We start from the raw sequence: 17,716 nt of genomic DNA on the forward strand, positions 1-17,716 counted from the left end.
TTCCATGGAGACGATCGTTCATATCTTCCCCTACGCCATCGCCTTCGCCATGCCGCTGCTGGTGACTTCGCTCGGTGGCCTGTACAGCGAGCGCAGCGGCGTGGTCAACATCGGCCTCGAAGGCTTGATGGTCGTCGGCGGCTTCGCCAGCGCGGCGTTTACCGTTTATCTGACGCCCAGCCTCGGCCCCTGGGCGATCTGGCTCAGCCTGGGTGTGGCCATGGTCTTCGGTGCGCTGTTCTCGGTGCTGCACGCCTTTGCCAGCATCAGTCTGAACGCCAATCAGGTGATCAGCGGCACGGCGATCAACATGATCGCCGGCGCGGTGACCGTCTTCCTGGCGCGGACCATTACCGGCTCGGGCAACATCCAGTTGACGCAGGGCATTCCACGCTTCGATGTGCCGGGCTTGGTCGAAGTCCCGGTCATCGGCCGCCTGTTCTTCTACCAGACCTATGGCACGACTTGGTTGATCCTCATCATCCTGGTGCTGGCCGCCTTCCTGCTCTACAAGACGGCCTTCGGCCTGCGCCTGCGCGCCTGCGGCGAGAACCCGCATGCCGCCGACGCGGCGGGGATCAACGTCTATCGCGTGCGTTACGGCGCGGTGATGATTTCCGGTGCGCTCGCCGGCCTGGGCGGAGCGACGATCCTCGTCACCTATTCCGGCGAGTTCAGCGGCTCGGTCGCCGGCATGGGCTTCCTGGCGCTGGCGGCGCTGATCTTCGGCCAGTGGAAGCCGACCGGGGTGCTCGGAGCGACCTTCTTTTTCGGCTTTGCCGCGACGCTGGCCAACGCCTCGCAGGCCGAGCCGGCCCTCAAGGCAATTCCCGAAGTCGTACTCAAAGTCTTCCCCTACGTCCTGACGTTGCTGGCGCTCGTCTTCTTCTCCAAGTCGACGCAGGCGCCGCGTGCGGCGGGCGAGCCTTTTGAAAAAGGCAAACGTTAATCACAAGGACCGCACATGACCCTCAATCAATACATCGATCACACCGTGCTCAAGGCCAACGCGGTCGACGCGGACATCCGCCAGCTGTGCGCCGAAGCGCGTGCGCACCACTTTTTCTCGGTGTGCGTCAATTCGGCCTGGGTGCCGACGGCACACACGCTACTCGCCGGCTCGGCGGTCAAGGTCTGCGCGGTGGTCGGTTTTCCGCTGGGCGCCATGGCGCCCGCCGCCAAGGTCTTTGAAGCGACGCAAGCGGTGGCCGACGGCGCCGACGAAATCGACATGGTGATCAACGTCGGCTGGCTGAAAGACGGCCAGACCGATGCCGTGCGCGACGAGATCCGCGCGATCAAGTCGGCCATCGGGACACGGGTGCTCAAGGTGATCATCGAAACCTGCTACCTCAGTGACGCGGAAAAGGTACTGGCCTGCACGCTGGCCGTCGAGGCCGGTGCCGACTACGTGAAAACCTCGACCGGTTTCGGCAGCGGCGGGGCGACGGTCGAAGACGTTCGCCTGATGCTCGACACGGTTCAGGGCAAGGCCCTGGTCAAGGCGTCGGGCGGGGTGCGCGACGCGGCCAGCGCACGCCAGTACGTCGAGATGGGGGTCAAGCGCTTGGGGACCAGCAACGGGGTCAAGATCGTCACGGGCGAAACGGTTACGGGAGGCTACTGAAATGAACGCATCGACGGCCACTCACGCTGGCATCAGCCCGATCCGCCGGGTCTTCATCGTCGTCCTCGACAGCGCCGGGGTCGGCTTCATGCCCGATGCCGGCGAGTACGGCGAGCAGGGCGGCGACCTCGGAGCGAACACACTCGGCCACATCGGCGACGCCGTCGGGCTGACGGTGCCAGTGATGGAGGCTTTGGGCCTCGGGCGGATCATCCCGATCCGCGGCGTGGCCCCGGTGGCGGCGCCGCGCGGTGCTTGGGGCAAGGCGGCGTCGCGGTCCAAGGGCAAGGACACCTCGACCGGACACTGGGAAATCGCCGGCGTGGTCCTGGAGAAAGCGCTGCCGACCTTCCCCAAGGGCATCCCGGCCGAAATCAGCCAGGCCTTCGAGGCGCGGATCGGACGCAAAACGCTCGGCAACTCGGTGGCTTCGGGCACCGAGATCATCGAGCAACTGGGCGAAGAGCACGTGCGCACGGGCTTTCCGATCGTCTATACCTCGGCCGATTCGGTCTTCCAGATCGCTGCACATGAGGAGGTGGTCGGTCTTGATCGCCTGTACGAATGGTGTCAGATCGCTCGCGACATGCTCGACGTCGGCCGGGTCATCGCGCGTCCCTTTGTCGGCGCGCCGGGAACCTGGCAGCGTACTGCCAACCGCCACGACTATTCGCTGCAGCCGCCGGGAACGACCATTCTCGACCGGCTGGCCGCCGCCGGACAGGACGTGGTCAGCGTCGGCAAGATTTCGGACATCTTTGCCGGACGCGGGGTGACCGCGAGCCACCCGATCAAGTCCAACGACGAAGGGATTGCCGCCACCTTGCGCCTGGCGCAAACGCCGGGGCGCGGGCTGGTGTTCACCAACCTCGTCGATTTCGACATGAAATACGGGCATCGTCGGGACGTGGTCGGCTATCAGCAGGCGCTGCAGTCCTTCGATGCCCAGTTTGCCGAACTGCTCAAGCTTCTGCGCGACGACGAACTGGTCATCGTCACCGCTGACCATGGCTGCGATCCGATCTTCAAGGGCACCGATCACACGCGCGAGTACATCCCGATCCTCGTCGCCGGGCCGCGCGTCGTGCCGGGCGACTTGGGCGTACGTGAGTCGTTCGGCGACATCGCGGCGACGATTGCCGAGCTGCTGCTCGGCGAACGCGAGGCGGGCAGTTTCGCCAGCGCGGTCGTGCGCTGAGCGTTTCTCTCCTTTGCTACGGAAGCTCATCATGCTGTTGCCTCAGGAAATCATCCGTCACAAGCGCGACAAGCTCGCCCTTTCGCCCGCCGAAATTCAGTCCTTCGTCCGCGGGATCACCGACCACAGCGTCAGCGAGGCGCAGATCGCTGCCTTCACCATGGCGGTTTTTCTCAACGGCATGACGCCGCGCGAGTGCGTCGACCTGACGCTGGCGATGCGCGACTCGGGGCGCGTCATGGACTGGCGCTCGCTCGATCTCGACGGTCCGATTGTCGACAAGCATTCGACCGGCGGGGTCGGCGACGTGGTGTCGCTGATGCTCGGTCCGATGTTCGCAGCTTGCGGCGGCTACAACCCGATGATCTCGGGGCGTGGCCTCGGGCACACCGGCGGTACGCTGGACAAGCTCGCGTCGATTCCCGGCTACAACCCCTTCCCCACCCCGGAGCAGCTCAAGGCCACGGTGCGTGAGGCCGGCACCGCGATCATCGGCCAGACCGCCGACCTGGCGCCGGCCGACAAGCGCATCTACGCGGCGCGTGACGTCACCGCCACGGTCGAGTCGATCCCGCTGATCACGGCCTCCATTCTGTCCAAGAAGCTGGCTGCCGGCCTCGATGCGTTGGTCATGGACGTCAAGGTCGGCAGCGGTGCCTTCATGCCAACGCCGGAATTGTCTCTGGCGCTGGCCAAGTCCATCGTCGCGGTCGGCCATGGTGCCGGGCTCAAGCTCAGCGCGCTGCTGACCGACATGAACCAGTCACTGGCGCCCTGCGCCGGCAACGCCATCGAAGTGCGCTGCGCGCTCGATTACCTTTCCGGCAAGCACCGCCCGGCGCGGCTGCACGAAGTGACCTTGGCGTTGTGCGCGGAGGGACTGGTCGCGGCCGGGCTGGCGGTTGATGCCGACGACGCGCGCCGTCGCCTGCAGGCGAGCCTCGATTCAGGGGCCGCCGCCGAGCGCTTCGCGCGCATGGTGCGCCTGCTGGGTGGCCCGGCCGACCTCTTCGAGCGGCCGGACGCTTACCTCGCCCAGGCGCCGGTGGTGGTCGAACTGCCCGCGCCGCGCGCCGGGGTCGTCGCCGCGTTCGATGCGCGCGCCCTGGGTATGGCCGTGGTCGCGCTGGGCGGCGGCCGCGTGCGCAGCGATCAGGCGATCGATTCGGCCGTCGGCCTGAGCGACATCGTCGAGCTCGGTGCGCAGGTGCCGGCTGGCGCGCCGCTGTTGCGCATTCATGCGCGCGACGCAGACGCCGCCAAGCTGGCTGCCGAACGGATCGGCGACAGCATCCGCATCGTCGATGCGGACCAGGCCCCGTCGCAGCCGCCGCTGATCTGGCAGCGCATCGGTGTCGAGGAGGTCGAGTGATGCCGGACGAAAACCGTTTGAGTCCCGAACAGGTCAGCGCCTTGCTCGATGCGGCCCGTGCGGCGCGGGCCAAAGCCTATGTGCCGTATTCGCGCTTTCCGGTCGGTGCGGCGCTGCTGACGCGCGACGGAACGCTCTATCATGGCTGCAACGTCGAGAATGCGTCCTTTGGCCTGACCAATTGCGCCGAGCGTACCGCTTTTTTTCGGGCCATCGCCGATGGGCATCAGCCCGGCGATTTCGTGGCGCTGGCCGTGGTCGGCGATACCGAGGGGCCGATTGCGCCTTGTGGCGCGTGCCGGCAGGTGATGCTCGAACTCGGCGGGGCCGCGCTGCCAGTGGTTCTCGGCAATCTGGCGGGCGCCGTGGCGTCGACCGATGCGGCCGCGCTCTTGCCCGGAGCGTTCGCGCCGAACGATTTACCCCGCGCCTAGCGGGAGCAGGGAGCGTGCCGGTTGCGAGGGGCACGGGCTGTGGTTGATCCAACCGGGCGTTTTTCCCGGAGAATTGAAGCCGTATCTACATCGATAACAAGGAGATTTTCAATGCACAAGAAACTGATGGCTTCCGCGCTGACGGCCTTGAGTCTGCTGGCCATGGCGCCAATGGCGGCGCACGCCGAACTGAAGGTGGGGATGGTGACCGACTCCGGTTCGATCGACGACAAGTCGTTCAACCAGGGCACCTGGGACGGGATCCGGAAAGCAACCAAGGATCTGGGCGTCAAGTCCAAGTACCTGAAGCCGGGTGGCACCACCGAGGCTGATTACGTCAAGGAAATCGCCAACCTGAAGGATGCCGGTTTCGGGCTGATCGTGACGCCGGGCTTCAAATTCGAATCGTCGATCTTCGTCGCTCAGGACAAATACCCGAAGACCAAGTTCGTGCTGCTCGACGGCAGCCCGAACAACGGCGTGTTCGACGCCAAGCGCAAGGAAAAGGTCGGCCCCAATACGGTGTCGATTTTCTTCGCCGAGCATGAGTCGGGCTTCCTGGCCGGCGTCGCTTCGGCGCTGCAGATCAGCAGTGGCGATTTCGGCTTCATCGGTGGCATGGAAATCCCGCCGGTGCAGAAATTTAACTGGGGCTTCCAGCAAGGCGTGGCGTACGCCAACAAGAACCTCGGCACCAAGATCGGCATGAAGCCGGAAAACGTGATCTACCAAGGCACCTTCCACGATGTCGCCGCCGGCCAGCAACTCGCCGCGCAAATGTATGACCGCGGCGTCAAGGTGATCTTCGTCGCCGCCGGCGGCGTTGGTGTCGGCGCGATCAACGAGGCCAAGGCGCGTGCGGCGAAGGGCGCGTGGATCGTCGGGGTGGACGTCGACCAGTACGCGCAAGGCGTCTACGGTGGCGGTAAGTCGGTCATCCTGACTTCGGCGATGAAGCGCATCGACATCGCGGCCTACGACATGATCAAGCTGGAGAAGGAAGGCAAATTCCCCGGCGGCCAGACGCTGATCTTCGACGCCAAGAAGGACGGCGTCGGTATCCCGGCGCAGAACCCGAACCTGTCGGCCGACGTGGCCAAGAAGGTGGCCGACGTTCTGGCCCAGCTGAAGGCGGGCAAGATCAGCGTTTCGGCTGAAAAAGGGACTTTGATCAAGTAAATTGCCGCCGCGGCATCCGGCGCCCTCCCTACGGCCCGGATGCTGCAGGCCTGCAGCCGCCCTGCGCAGGCGCGGTTTTCATGCGCCGCCCGGCAGCGCCTCCCCCATTTCCTGGATTTCAGCGATGAAAACGACACCGAAAGCCGTAAATCTCTGGGCGCTGATGTTCGTCGGCGCCCTGGTCGCCGGCTGCGCCAGCACCGAAAAGCAAACGTACACGCCGCTGGAGATCAATCTGGCGCACATCAACGACCACCATTCGCACCTGGACGAGTTTTCCGGGGCCGAGCTGTCGATCGGTGGCGCCCGCACGCAGCTGCCCCTGGGGGGCTTCGCACGCCAGGTCGCGGCCTTCAAAGCGGTCTCCGGGCTGCCCAATCTGGTCAAGATCCATGCGGGCGACGCGCTGACCGGAACGCAGTACTTCACGCTGTTCCAGGGGAAGGCGGATGCGCAGATGATGAACAACATCTGCTTCGACTACTTCACGCTCGGCAATCACGAGTTCGACAGCAGCGATGCCGTATTGCAGTCCTTCCTGACCGAACTGCGCGGCGGCGCGTGCCCGCAGCCGAGCGTGGTGGTGTCGAGCAACGTCCAGCCTGCGGCCCGGACGCCGTTGGCGCCGGCAACGAACGGACACCTCGTGCCCTGGCATGTACGCGAAATCGATGGCGTGCGGGTCGGCTTCATCGGGATCACGATCGTCGGCAAGACGGTGAATGCTTCGCGTCCGCTGCCTTCGACGAATTTCCTGCCCGAGGCGAAAGCGGCGCAGGCCGCCATCGATGCGCTCAAGGCCCAGGGCGTTCGCCACATCGTCGCTGTGACCCACCAAGGCTACGAGAACGACAAAGCCCTGGCCGCACAGCTGACCGACGTGGACGTGATCATCGGCGGCGATTCGCATTCGCTGCTGGGCGACTTTTCCGCGCTGGGCGTTTCCAGTTCGGGCCCCTACCCGACCGTGGCGCGCAACAAGAGCGGTGAGCCGGTGTGCATCGGCCAGGCCTGGGAATACGGCAAGGCCTTTGGCTTGATGCGGGTGCGTTTCGATGCCCAGGGCGCGGTCGAGTCCTGCGGCGGGGAGGTCAAACTGCTCGTCGGCGATAGCTTCAAGCGCCGCGACGCCAAGGGCCAGTGGGTGGCTGTGCCGGAGGCCGAGCGTGCCGCGTTGCGGACGCAACTTCAAGGCATGAAAGGCGTGAGTGTGATCGCGCCCGATGCAGAGGCCGTGAAGGTGCTCAAGGGCTATGCCGACCGGATTGCCGTGGAGAAGGCCAAGCTGATCGGCAAAGCCAGCGAAAGCCTGTGTCTGGTGCGCGTGCCCGGTGAAACGACCAACCGCAGCGCCAGCGTTGCCGGCTGCGAGCAGGCCAACCGCCTGGCACGGGGCAGCGATGCCGCGCAAGTGGTCGCGCAGGCTTTCCTCCACGCGTCGAAAACCTCGCAGATTGCCCTGCAGAACAGTGGCGGTGTGCGCGTTCCGGTACCCGCCGGAACGCTGACCATGAACAGCGCTTACAGCGTGCTGCCCTTCTCCAATGTCCTCGTCGAGCTCAGCATGACCGGGGCGGAGTTGCGGTCGGCGCTGGAGGACGCGGTGTCCAACTACCTCGAAAACAAGCTCTCGGACGGCTCGCACCCTTACGCCGCGGGTTTGCGCTGGGATCTGGATTTGAGCCAGCCGCGCGGGCAGCGTTTCACTAACTTGCAGGTCCGCGACCGAAGCAGTGGGCAGTGGAGCGCGCTCGAGCCGCAGCGGACGTATGCGGTGGTGACGAACGACTTCATCGCGTCGGGCAAGGATGGCTACGCCACGCTCGGCAAGGTGTATGCCGCCGGCCGCTATACCGAGACCTACCTGCTCTACACCCAGAGCCTGGTCGACTACATGCTGGCGCAGCAGGAGTTGCGGCGCCCGGCGCGTGGCGAGTATTCGCACCAACGCGTGGTGTCGCTCGCCGGCGCGGTGCTCGAGTAATCGGGGGCGCCCACCGTTGCGGCCACCCTGCGGGGTGGCCGTTTTCGTTTTGACCGGGCGAAAGTGGCGAGGCTAGCGGGTGACGAAGGTCGGCGTGTAGCCGAGCGCCTGGCGAATCCGGCCGGCGACGCGTTCGGCGGCGCTGCGGTTCGGATAGGGGCCCAGGTGGACACGGTGCATGCCGCCGCCGGCCTGGATGGCGACGGGTTCGCTCAACCAGTCGAGTTCGCGCAGCAGGTGGGCGCGGAAGCTGTCGGCGTTGTCGGCGCTGGAAAAAGCGCCGAGTTGGAGGAATAGTCCGCTCCGGGGCGCGCTTTCGGCGCTCGGCGCGGCCGCAGCTTCGGGCGGTGGCTGGCGTTCGAGGCGCTGGGTGAGCGCGGCCAAGGCGTCGACTTCGGCCGTCGGCGTGGCGCTGCGCGCTGGCGCTGGCGCGGGCGGTGGCAGAGGCCGCGGGGCGGCGTCGCTCAGGGTGGCTGATTTGAGGGGGGGCGCGACCTGCGCGTAGGTCAGCCCGGTCGGGTCGTTCGGCACGACCTGCTCGACTTCGACCTGGGCGCTGCCGTTGTCGATGTAGTCGAGGCGGTAGGCGGCCGCGTAAGAGAGGTCGATGACCCGTTCGGCGTGGAAGGGACCGCGGTCGGTCAGGCGGACCACCACGCTGCGTCCGTTGGCGACGTTGGTGACGCGTACGTAGGAGGGCAGGGGCAGCGTCGGGTGCGCGGCGGTCATCGCGAACATGTCGTACGGCTCGCCGATCGAGGTTTTCTGGCCGTGGAATTTCTTCCCGTACCAGCTGCCGATGCCGCGCTGACGGAAGGGTTCGACCGCCGTCTTCGGGGTGTAGGCCTTGCCGAGCACGACGTAGGGCCGGTTGGCAAAGCGGTGCAAGGGCTCGGCGCGGGGTTCGGCATCGGGCAGGTCGTCAAGGCCGTCCGGAATGTCCTCGCCCGGGCCGTCGTCCTTGTAGTAGCCGCCACCGCGTTTTTGCACCACGCTCGACTTGCGCGTTGCGCGCGGGCTGGGTTTGCTCGTCGGTTCGGCTGTCGGTCCGCTGTCGGCGGGGCGCGGCGGCTGTCCGCCGCAGGCGGCCAGCATCAGCAGGGCTCCCGCGAGCACGAGGGGCGTGGCTGCGTGCCGGAGTGGGCGTTTCTGTGTCATTGCTTGACCAGCATGCGGTGCGACTGGATGCTCATCAGGATGCCCAGGCCGAGGAACAGGGTGACCAGCGCGGTTCCTCCGTAGCTCATGAACGGTAGGGGGACGCCGACCACCGGCAGGATACCGCTGACCATGCCCATGTTGACGAAAACGTAGGTGAAGAAACTGAGCGTGATCGAGCCGGCGAGCAGGCGCGAGAACAGCGTCGAAGCGTTGGTGGTGATCATCAGGCCGCGGCCGATGAGCAGCAGGTAAAGGGTGAGCAGGATGACGTTGCCGATCAGGCCGCGCTCCTCGGAGAAGACAGCGAAGATGAAGTCGGTGTGGCGCTCGGGGATGAATTCGAGGTGGGTCTGGGTGCCGGCCAGCCAGCCTTTGCCGAAAATGCCGCCTGAACCGATGGCGATCGTCGACTGGATGATGTGATAGCCCGAGCCGAGCGGGTCGGTGGTCGGATCGATCAGGGTCAGGATGCGCCGGCGTTGGTAGTCGTGCAGTACCGTCCACAGGAAGGGCGCGGCTGCGCCGGCAATGGTGAGCAGCCCGCCGATGATTTTCCAGGGCAGCCCGGCGAAGAAGATGACGTAGAAGCCGGCGCCGCCGATCAGCAGGGCGGTGCCGAGGTCAGGTTGCTTGGCGACGAGGGCGAAGGGAATCAGCAGCAGGACGGTCGACACCGCGTAATGTCGGAGATTGAGTGCCGCTTCGTACTTGTGGAAGTACCAGGCGAGCATCAGCGGTACGGCGATCTTGAGGATTTCCGAGGGCTGGATGCGGGTGATGCCGATCGACAGCCAGCGGCGCGAGCCGTTGACCACGATGCCGAAGAAGAAGGTGAGCAACAAGAGCACGATGCCCAGCACATAGAGCGGGACGGCGAAGCGCATCAGCTTCTGCGGCGGAATCTGGGCGAAGACCCACATCACGACGAAGCCGACGCTCATGTTGAACAGCTGGTTGTAGGCGCGGTTGCTGACGTCGTAGGTGGCGCTGTACACGGTCGCCAGGCCGCAGGCCATGATCAGGACGACGATCAGCAGCAGCGGGCCATCGAGGTTGGCGACCAGGCGGCGCCGGCAGCGCAGCAGGAAATTACCGTTCTGCATCCTCAATCCTCCTCGACCGCACTGGTGTCGTCCTGCGCCGCGCCCTTGGGCAGCTTGCCGAGCAGGTAGTAGTCGAGCACCATGCGCGCGATCGGCGCCGCCGATTGAGCGCCGAAACCCCCGTTTTCGACCAGCACGGCGAGCGCGATCTTCGGCTTGTCGACCGGGGCGAAGGCGATGTAGAGCGCGTGGTCGTGCAGCTCCTTCTTGATTTTGCTGGCCTTGTATTCGGCGCCTTTGAGGCTGAACACCTGGGCCGTCCCGGTCTTGCCGCCGGATTCGTAAGGGGCGCCTTCGAAGGCGCGACGGGCGGTCCCTTCCTTGACCACGCCGACCATGCCTTTCTTGACCACCTCGATGTTCTGCTTCTTCCACGGCAGGACCCGCAGCGGTTCAGGTTCGATGAAGGTCTTTTCGCCGGTCTTGGCGTCGGTGATGTACTTCACGAGGTGCGGCCGGTAAAGCACGCCGTCGTTGGCCAGCGCCGCAGTGGCCTGCGCCAGCTGCATCGGGGTGAAGGAGTTATAGCCCTGGCCGATGCCGATCGAAATCGTTTCGCCGGCGAACCACTTTTTCTGTTCCGGCTTCTTGAAGCGCCGCTTTTTCCATTCGGGCGAAGGCAGCACGCCCTCCGATTCGCCTTCGAGGTCGACCCCGGTTTTGGCGCCGAAACCAATCGGTTCCATGAAGCGCGCGATGGCGTCGATGCCCATGTCGTTGGCGAGCAGGTAGTAGTAGGTGTCACAGGAATGCACGATGGACTTGTACATGTCCACCATGCCGTGCCCGCCCTTCTTGTCGTCGCGGAAGGTGTGGTTGCCGAAGGTGAAGAAGCCGGGGTCGGAGATCGACTGATTGGGAGTGCGCTTGCCGGTCTCGAGCGCGGCCAGAGCCATGAAAGGCTTGTAGGTCGAGCCGGGGGGGTAGGCGCCGTTGAGCGCGCGGTTGAGCATCGGCCGGTCGGGCGAGGTGTTGAGCGCTTCCCAGTCGTCGCTGCGGATGCCGTCAACGAAGAGGTTGGGGTCGAAGGTCGGCGTCGACACCAGCGCCAGGATGCCGCCGGTCGAGGGCTCGATCGCGACGACCGCACCGCGTCGGTCGCCGAAGGCCTTCTCGGTCATTTCCTGCAGCTTGATGTCGAGGGTCAGCGTCAGGTTGTTGCCCGAGACCGGCGCGGTGCGGGAAAGGCTGCGCACCGCGCGGCCGCCGGCGTCGATCTCGACTTCCTCGTAGCCGGCCTCGCCGTGCAGCTGGAACTCGTATTTCTGTTCAAGACCGGTCTTGCCGAAATGGTCGGTGCCGCGGTAGTTGGCTTCCTGTTCGTTGCGTTTGATCGTGGCCAGATCGGCTTTGTTGATGCGGTTGATGTAGCCGATGGCGTGCGAGCCGATCGCGCCGAGCGGATATTGGCGGAACAGACGGGCCTTCACCTCGACGCCCGGGAAGCGGAAGCGGTGGGCCGTGAAGCGGGCGACCTCGTCGTCGGAGAGGCGGGTGCGAATCGGCAGGCTTTCGAAGGATTTGCTTTCCTCGAGCAGCTTGCGGAAGCGGCGGCGATCCTTGGGCAGGATTTCGATCAGCTTGCCCAGGTTGTCGATCGTCTCGTCGAGCGGGGCTTCGAGGCGCGAAGGGGTGATTTCCAGGGTGAAGGCCGAATAATTGCGCGCCAGGACGACGCCGCTGCGGTCTTCGATGACGCCGCGATTAGGCGGGATCGGCACCAGCGAAATGCGGTTGTCCTCGGCCCGGGTGCTGTAGTAATCGTGCTGCACGACCTGCAGGAAGACGAAACGGGCCAGCAGGAGGCCGAAGGCGAGCAGCACGCCGCCGGCCGCGAAAGCGACCCGGAAGCGGAAGCGGCCAAGCTCCTGCTCATGCGAGGTGTACGAAGTCGTCCGGTGACGCACGCGCGGTCCTCAGATCGGCCGGTTGGCGTCGCGGTCGACCGGTTGGTGCTGCGGCAGCAGCAGCAGGAAGGTCAGCGGCAGCCACAGGGCGGCGCCGACGAAGGGGCCGGCGAAATAGGTCCAGCCCGGGAACGCGAGGCCGGGCATGGCGCGTACGCAGAGTTGCACGAGCTGGACGAGGAGCAGCAAGGGCAGCACATGCAAGGCTTGCTGGAGCAGGGGGAACCACAGCACGCGGCGCGACAGCGTGGTGGCGCCGTAGGCCGCGAGCACATAGGCGAGCGCGTGCTGGCCAAGTACGCTGGCGTCGGCGACGTCCATCGCCAGTCCGAGCAGGAAAGCCCAGCCCATGCCGACCAGGCGCGGTTCGCGGATGCCCCAGAAAATCACCACCAGGGCGACCCAGTCCGGCATCCACAGCCAGGGGACGTTGGGCAGGAAGTTGAGCAGCAGCGCCACAAGCAGGCTCAGCACCACGAACCAGCGGCGGACCGGCAGCAAAATCCGCGACGAGGAAAAGGAAGGGGTCTGCATGGCCTAGTCCTTGCGCAAGTGCTTTTTCTTCAGGGCGCCCTTGGCGGGAGGTGTGCTCTTGGTGGCCTTGCCGCTCACCGGCGCGGTCAGTTCGGGCGGCAGGGCGGCCGGCGTGCGCGCTTCGATGATCATCACTTCGCCGTGCTTCTCGACGCCGGCGACCGGTTCGCAGTAGATGCGGGCGAACGAGTACGAGGTGTCGCGTTCGATGTGCACCACGCGGGCGACCGGCAGACCGGGAAGGAAGACCCCGTCGAGGCCGGAGGTGACGAGCAGATCGCCGTTCTGGACGTCGGCGTTGGCGGGCATGAAGCGCAGTTCGAGCTGTCCGTGGCCGAGGCCGAACACCACCGAGCGCAGCCCGTTGCGTACGATCTGTACCGGGACCGCCTGATCCTTGTCGGTGATCAGGGTGACTTCCGAGACGAAGGGGAAGACGCGCGTCACCTGGCCGACGAGGCCAGCGTCGTCGACCACCGGTTGGCCCGGCGCGACCTTGTCTTGCTGCCCCTTGTCGACGACGATACGGCGGGTGTAGGGATCACGGGCAGCGTAGAGGATCTGGGCCACGCGGCCCTCGGTCTTCTGCCGCCCCTTGACCTCGAGCAGGCGGCGCAGGCGTTCGTTCTCGGCCTCGAGTTGCTGCTGCCGGAGCAGGGCTTCGGCGCTCTCGAGCTGGGCGCGTTTGAGGCGGGTGTTTTCGTCCTGCAGCCGGGTGGTGCTGCTGAAATAGGCGCCGGTGTTCTCAAGCAGATTGATCGGCGCATGCGCCAGTTGCTGCAAGGGCTGGGTGAATACCGACACGCCCTGGCGCACCAGTTCGAGCGTCTGGAAGCGGCTGTCGACGAAGATCAGGGCCAGCGATAACGCGGCGTAGAAGGAGAGGCGCGCAAAAGGCGCCGGTCCGCGTTTGAAGAACGGCGGCGGCTGGTGGTCCATGCGGGCTCCGTGTGCGCTGGCTTAGACCCGGACGGCGCGAGCCAGCGCCGCCGTCGGACGGCAAGGCCGTGACAGCGGGCGGGCGGTCGTGCCGCTTGGGGTGTGGGGAGCGAAAGGCCTCCGCACTCGGGAACCTGGGATCGTGCCGGGTCAGTCGGAAGCGAAGATGCTGCCGAGCTTGTCCATGCGCTCAAGCGCCATGCCACAACCGCGCGCAACACAGGTCAGCGGCTGTTCGGCGACGATCACCGGCAGGCCGGTTTCTTCCATCAGCAGACGGTCGAGGTCGCGCAGCAGCGCGCCGCCGCCGGTCAGCACCATGCCCTTGTCGGCGATGTCGGCGCCGAGTTCGGGCGGGGTCTTCTCGAGCGCCGACTTGACCGCCGAGACGATGGCGTTGAGCGGCTCGGTCAGTGCTTCGAGGATCTCGTTCGAGGAGATCGTGAACTTGCGCGGGATGCCTTCGGCCTTATTGATGCCGGAGACTTCCATCTCGCGCACCTCAGCACCCGGGAAGGCCGAGCCGATGGTCTTCTTGATGTTCTCGGCGGTGTTTTCGCCGATCAGCATGCCGTAGTTGCGGCTGATGTAGTTGATGATCGCCTCATCGAGCTTGTCGCCACCGACGCGCACCGATCCGGCATAGACCATGCCGCCGAGCGAGATGACGCCGACTTCGGTGGTGCCGCCGCCGATGTCGACGACCATCGAGCCAGTCGGCTCGGAAACGGGCAGGTCGGCACCGATTGCGGCGGCCATCGGCTCCTCGATCAGGAACACCTGGCTGGCGCCGGCGCCGAGCGCCGACTCGCGGATGGCGCGGCGTTCAACCTGGGTCGAACCCGAGGGCACGCAGATGATGATGCGCGGCGAGGGCGACAGCAGCTTCGAATCATGCACCTTCTTGATGAACTGCTTGAGCATCTGCTCGGTGACCGTGAAGTCGGCGATCACGCCGTCCTTCATCGGGCGAATCACGGTGATTGCGCCCGGGGCCTTGCCGAGCATGTCCTTGGCGTTCTGGCCGACGGCCTGAATCGACTTCTTGGCGTTGGGGCCGCCTTCCATGCGGATGGCGACGACCGAGGGCTCGTCGAGAACGATGCCCTTGCCGCGGACATAGATCAGCGTGTTGGCTGTGCCGAGGTCGATCGCCAGGTCGTTGGAAAAATAGCTGCGGAGAAAACTGAACATGCCTGAGTATCCGGAAAAGCGCCGCTGAATCAGCGGCGAACAAAGGATTTATGATACCTTATATGGCTTCCCTTTTCGCCTATTTTACCCTGTTCGTCCCCATGTCGCTAAACTTGGAACAAGTCCGGCGCGTTGCCCAGTTGGCGCGTCTGGAGATCAGCGAAGCCGAGGCGGAGCAGACGCTCTCGCAGTTGAACCGGATTTTCACCCTGATCGAAGAAATGCAGGCCGTTGATACGGCCGGCGTCGAGCCCATGGCGCACGCGCAGGATGTCGCCCAGCGTCTGCGCTCGGACCGGGTCGGCGAAATCGACCGGCGCGCCGCCTTCCAGGCCGTGGCGCCCGAGACCGAGGCTGGTCTCTATCTTGTGCCGAAGGTGATCGAATGATCACGCGCAGCCTGACTGAACTGTCCGCCGCGCTGGCCGCGAAGGAAATCTCCAGCGTCGAGCTGACTCAGCTCTACCTCGACCGCATTGCCGCTCACAATCCAGCACTCAACGCCTTCATCAGCGTCGATGCCGAGAAGAGTCTGGCCCAGGCGCGTGCCGCCGACGAGCGCCTGGCGCGCGGCGAGGCCGGCCCGCTGACCGGCATCCCGCTGGCGCAGAAAGACATTTTCTGCGCCCAAGGCTGGCGCACCACCTGCGGCTCGAGGATGCTCGACAACTTCGTCGCGCCCTACGACGCGACGGTGATCGAACGCTGCAATGCCGCCGGCGCGGTGATCCTCGGCAAGACCAACATGGACGAGTTCGCCATGGGCTCGTCGAACGAGACCTCCTATTACGGGCCGGTGCAGAACCCGTGGGACGTCAGCCGCGTTGCCGGCGGTTCGTCGGGGGGCTCGGCGGCCGCAGTGGCCGCGCGGCTCGCACCGGCCGCGACTGCGACCGATACCGGCGGTTCGATCCGCCAGCCCGCCGCGCTGTGCGGCCTGACGGGCCTGAAACCCACTTACGGCGTGGTGTCGCGCTGGGGGATGATCGCTTTCGCCTCGTCGCTCGACCAGGGCGGCCCGATGGCGCGCTCGGCCGAGGACTGCGCCGTTTTGTTGAACGCCATGGCTGGTTTCGACGAACGCGACTCGACCAGCGTCGAGCGGCCGGCCGAGGACTATGCCCGTCTGCTGCGCGAAACGCGCGGCCATCAACCGCTGGCCGGCTTGAAAATCGGCCTGCCGAAAGAGTTCTTCGGCGAAGGTTGCGACGCCGGGGTGATGGCGGCCGTGCAGGCGGCGATCGCCGAATACCGCCAGCTCGGTGCCGAGACCGTCGAAGTCTCGCTGCCCAACATGAAGCTGGCAATCCCGGCCTACTACGTGATCGCGCCGGCTGAAGCCAGCTCCAACCTGTCGCGTTACGACGGCGTGCGCTACGGCTATCGCGCTCCCGAGTACAGCGACCTCAACGACATGTACGCCAAGAGCCGGGCGCAGGGTTTCGGCGCCGAAGTCAAACGGCGCATCCTGATCGGCACCTATGTGCTTTCGCACGGCTACTACGACGCCTACTATCTGCAGGCGCAGCGCATCCGCCGCCTGATCGCCGACGATTTCGTTACCGCCTTCAAGCAGTGCGACGTGTTGCTCGGACCGACGACGCCGGGCACCGCCTTTGGCATCGGCGAGAAGGCCGACGACCCGGTGCAGATGTACCTCTCGGACATCTACACCATCGCCGTTAACCTTGCCGGGCTGCCCGGCATGTCCTTGCCCTGCGGTTTCGACGCCGGTCTGCCGGTCGGCCTGCAGCTGATCGGCGACTACTTCGGCGAGGCGCGCCTGCTCGACGCGGCGCACCGCTTCCAGCAAGCCACCGACTGGCACCGCCGCGCACCGGCGGCGTTCGCCTGACGATGCAAACTCGCGGGCGCGTCATGGCGCTGGCCGGCGGCGTACTGCTCGCCGGTTGTGCCACGCCGCCGCCCGAGCCGGTCGCTCAGGTGCCGGAGGCGGTCGTGGCGCCGAAGCAGGACGAGATCGTCTCGCAGCCGCTCAAGCATCTGGCCGGCCGTAAGCTCAAGCCCATGCCCGACAAGCCGCTCGAAGTGCGCGCCAAGTGTCGCTTCAAGGATGTCGCCGGTGGACGCGGGGCGATGGAGCTGCAAGTCAGCCAGGCCGAGGTCAAACGCTTCTTTGCCGAAGTGTCGATTCCGCGCCAGGGCACCTGCCGTTTCGACCTCAAACAGTTCCGCCAGACCGGAAAACTGCCCACCGTGGTTCTGGCCGATACCGAGAGCGAATGCACGGTGCGCATGTGGGAGCAGGAACTCGGCAAGACCAAGGGCGTGACGGTGGCCTTCAATAACTGCCAGGCGAAGTGCGAGGGCGACGCTTTCAGCTACCTCTGGCCCATCCTCGTCGATCCGCGCAACGGGCGTTGTGTCTAAGGAACTCAGGGGCGACGATGGGCGATAACCTCTACAGCAATACGCGGTGGCGCGCATGGGTGCCGCCGTTCAACGGGATGGATCGGGATCAGCCATGAAGCAATGGGAAGTGGTCATCGGCATCGAGACGCACGCGCAGCTCTCGACGCAATCGAAAATCTTTTCTGGCAGTTCGACCGCCTTCGGCGCCGAACCCAACGTGCAGGCCAGTGCGATCGACATCGCTCTGCCCGGTGTGCTGCCGGTACTCAACAAAGCGGCGGTCGAGTGCGCGATCCGCTTTGGCCTCGCGGTTGAGGCCGAGGTGGCGGAAAAATCGGTCTTCGCGCGTAAAAACTACTTTTATCCCGACCTGCCCAAGGGCTATCAGATCAGCCAGTACGAGCTGCCGGTGGTCGTCGGCGGGCACGTGAACATCACCGTTGGTCAGGGCGATAACGCGGTCGAGAAGACCGTCCGCCTGACCCGCGCCCACCTTGAGGAAGACGCTGGCAAGTCGCTGCACGAGGACTTCCACGGCAAGTCGGGCATCGACCTCAACCGTGCCGGCACGCCGCTCCTGGAAATCGTCACCGAGCCGGACATGCGCTCGTCGGCCGAGGCCGTCGCCTACGCCCGTGCGCTGCACGCACTGGTGCGCTGGATCGGCATCTGCGACGGCAACATGCAGGAAGGCTCGTTCCGCTGCGACGC

Annotated in this window: 17 protein-coding genes; 11 read left to right on the forward strand and 6 right to left on the reverse strand. The window is 65.6% G+C overall.

The genetic code is table 11. The features are described 5' to 3' along the window. Positions 1–4 precede the first annotated feature (4 nt). The 7 genes from QMB55_RS12970 (at position 5) to QMB55_RS13000 (ending at position 7,794) form a co-directional block, all read left to right on the forward strand. Positions 5–949, forward strand: a complete 945-nt coding sequence (locus QMB55_RS12970; protein ID WP_497589138.1) for an ABC transporter permease — start codon at positions 5–7, stop codon at positions 947–949. 15 nt (positions 950–964) lie between these two features. After that, positions 965–1,627 carry a deoxyribose-phosphate aldolase gene (deoC, locus tag QMB55_RS12975; protein ID WP_497589139.1) on the forward strand — a complete coding sequence of 221 codons (663 nt, stop codon included), beginning with the start codon at positions 965–967 and terminating at the stop codon, positions 1,625–1,627. 1 nt (position 1,628) lies between these two features. After that, on the forward strand, positions 1,629–2,825 hold the full coding sequence (locus QMB55_RS12980; RefSeq protein WP_497589140.1) for a phosphopentomutase: 1,197 nt from the start codon (positions 1,629–1,631) through the stop codon (positions 2,823–2,825). A 31-nt stretch (positions 2,826–2,856) separates the two neighbouring features. Continuing rightward, on the forward strand, positions 2,857–4,197 hold the full coding sequence (deoA, locus tag QMB55_RS12985; protein ID WP_497589141.1) for a thymidine phosphorylase: 1,341 nt from the start codon (positions 2,857–2,859) through the stop codon (positions 4,195–4,197). Further along, positions 4,197–4,631, forward strand: coding sequence for a cytidine deaminase (locus QMB55_RS12990; protein ID WP_497589142.1), 435 nt, complete (start codon positions 4,197–4,199; stop codon positions 4,629–4,631). The genes deoA and QMB55_RS12990 overlap by 1 nt, the downstream gene beginning before the upstream one ends. A gap of 111 nt (positions 4,632–4,742) precedes the next feature. Then, entirely contained in the window at positions 4,743–5,810 is a 1,068-nt protein-coding gene (locus tag QMB55_RS12995) for a BMP family lipoprotein (RefSeq protein WP_497589143.1), read from the forward strand. Positions 5,811–5,934: 124 nt separating this feature from the next. Next, positions 5,935–7,794 (forward strand): 5'-nucleotidase C-terminal domain-containing protein, encoded by a 1,860-nt coding sequence (locus tag QMB55_RS13000; protein ID WP_497589144.1) that lies wholly within the window; start codon positions 5,935–5,937, stop codon positions 7,792–7,794. Positions 7,795–7,866: 72 nt separating this feature from the next. Here QMB55_RS13000 and QMB55_RS13005 read toward each other — a convergent pair whose 3' ends face one another. The 6 genes from QMB55_RS13005 to QMB55_RS13030 all read right to left on the reverse strand — a co-directional run bounded on the left by QMB55_RS13005 (position 7,867) and on the right by QMB55_RS13030 (position 14,632). Next, complete coding sequence (locus QMB55_RS13005; protein ID WP_497589145.1) at positions 7,867–8,952, reverse strand: septal ring lytic transglycosylase RlpA family protein; 1,086 nt, start codon at positions 8,950–8,952, stop codon at positions 7,867–7,869. Next, positions 8,949–10,058, reverse strand: a complete 1,110-nt coding sequence (gene rodA / locus QMB55_RS13010) for a rod shape-determining protein RodA (RefSeq protein WP_497589146.1) — start codon at positions 10,056–10,058, stop codon at positions 8,949–8,951. Before rodA ends, QMB55_RS13005 begins: the two co-directional genes overlap by 4 nt. A gap of 2 nt (positions 10,059–10,060) precedes the next feature. Further along, a complete protein-coding gene (mrdA, locus tag QMB55_RS13015) occupies positions 10,061–11,965 on the reverse strand; it encodes a penicillin-binding protein 2 (protein WP_497589147.1) in 1,905 nt (634 codons plus the stop codon). A 9-nt stretch (positions 11,966–11,974) separates the two neighbouring features. After that, positions 11,975–12,499, reverse strand: a complete 525-nt coding sequence (gene mreD, locus QMB55_RS13020; protein WP_497589148.1) for a rod shape-determining protein MreD — start codon at positions 12,497–12,499, stop codon at positions 11,975–11,977. Between the two features lie 3 nt (positions 12,500–12,502). Then, positions 12,503–13,438, reverse strand: a complete 936-nt coding sequence (gene mreC / locus QMB55_RS13025; RefSeq protein ID WP_497589149.1) for a rod shape-determining protein MreC — start codon at positions 13,436–13,438, stop codon at positions 12,503–12,505. Positions 13,439–13,588: 150 nt separating this feature from the next. Continuing rightward, positions 13,589–14,632 carry a rod shape-determining protein gene (locus tag QMB55_RS13030; protein WP_497589150.1) on the reverse strand — a complete coding sequence of 348 codons (1,044 nt, stop codon included), beginning with the start codon at positions 14,630–14,632 and terminating at the stop codon, positions 13,589–13,591. A gap of 101 nt (positions 14,633–14,733) precedes the next feature. Between QMB55_RS13030 and gatC the strand changes: the two genes are divergently transcribed. From gatC to QMB55_RS13050, 4 genes are all read left to right on the forward strand, one after another. After that, positions 14,734–15,021, forward strand: a complete 288-nt coding sequence (gene gatC / locus QMB55_RS13035; RefSeq protein ID WP_497589155.1) for an Asp-tRNA(Asn)/Glu-tRNA(Gln) amidotransferase subunit GatC — start codon at positions 14,734–14,736, stop codon at positions 15,019–15,021. Beyond that, positions 15,018–16,487 (forward strand): Asp-tRNA(Asn)/Glu-tRNA(Gln) amidotransferase subunit GatA, encoded by a 1,470-nt coding sequence (gene gatA / locus QMB55_RS13040; protein WP_497589151.1) that lies wholly within the window; start codon positions 15,018–15,020, stop codon positions 16,485–16,487. Before gatC ends, gatA begins: the two co-directional genes overlap by 4 nt. Before the next feature lie 2 nt (positions 16,488–16,489). After that, entirely contained in the window at positions 16,490–17,023 is a 534-nt protein-coding gene (locus QMB55_RS13045) for a hypothetical protein (RefSeq protein WP_497589152.1), read from the forward strand. 94 nt (positions 17,024–17,117) lie between these two features. Continuing rightward, positions 17,118–17,716: Asp-tRNA(Asn)/Glu-tRNA(Gln) amidotransferase subunit GatB (locus tag QMB55_RS13050; protein WP_497589153.1), on the forward strand; the 599-nt coding region annotated here is incomplete at its 3' end.

It is taken from the genome of Propionivibrio sp., assembly GCF_041441355.1.
In the GTDB taxonomy this organism is placed as follows: Bacteria; Pseudomonadota; Gammaproteobacteria; order Burkholderiales; family Rhodocyclaceae; genus Propionivibrio.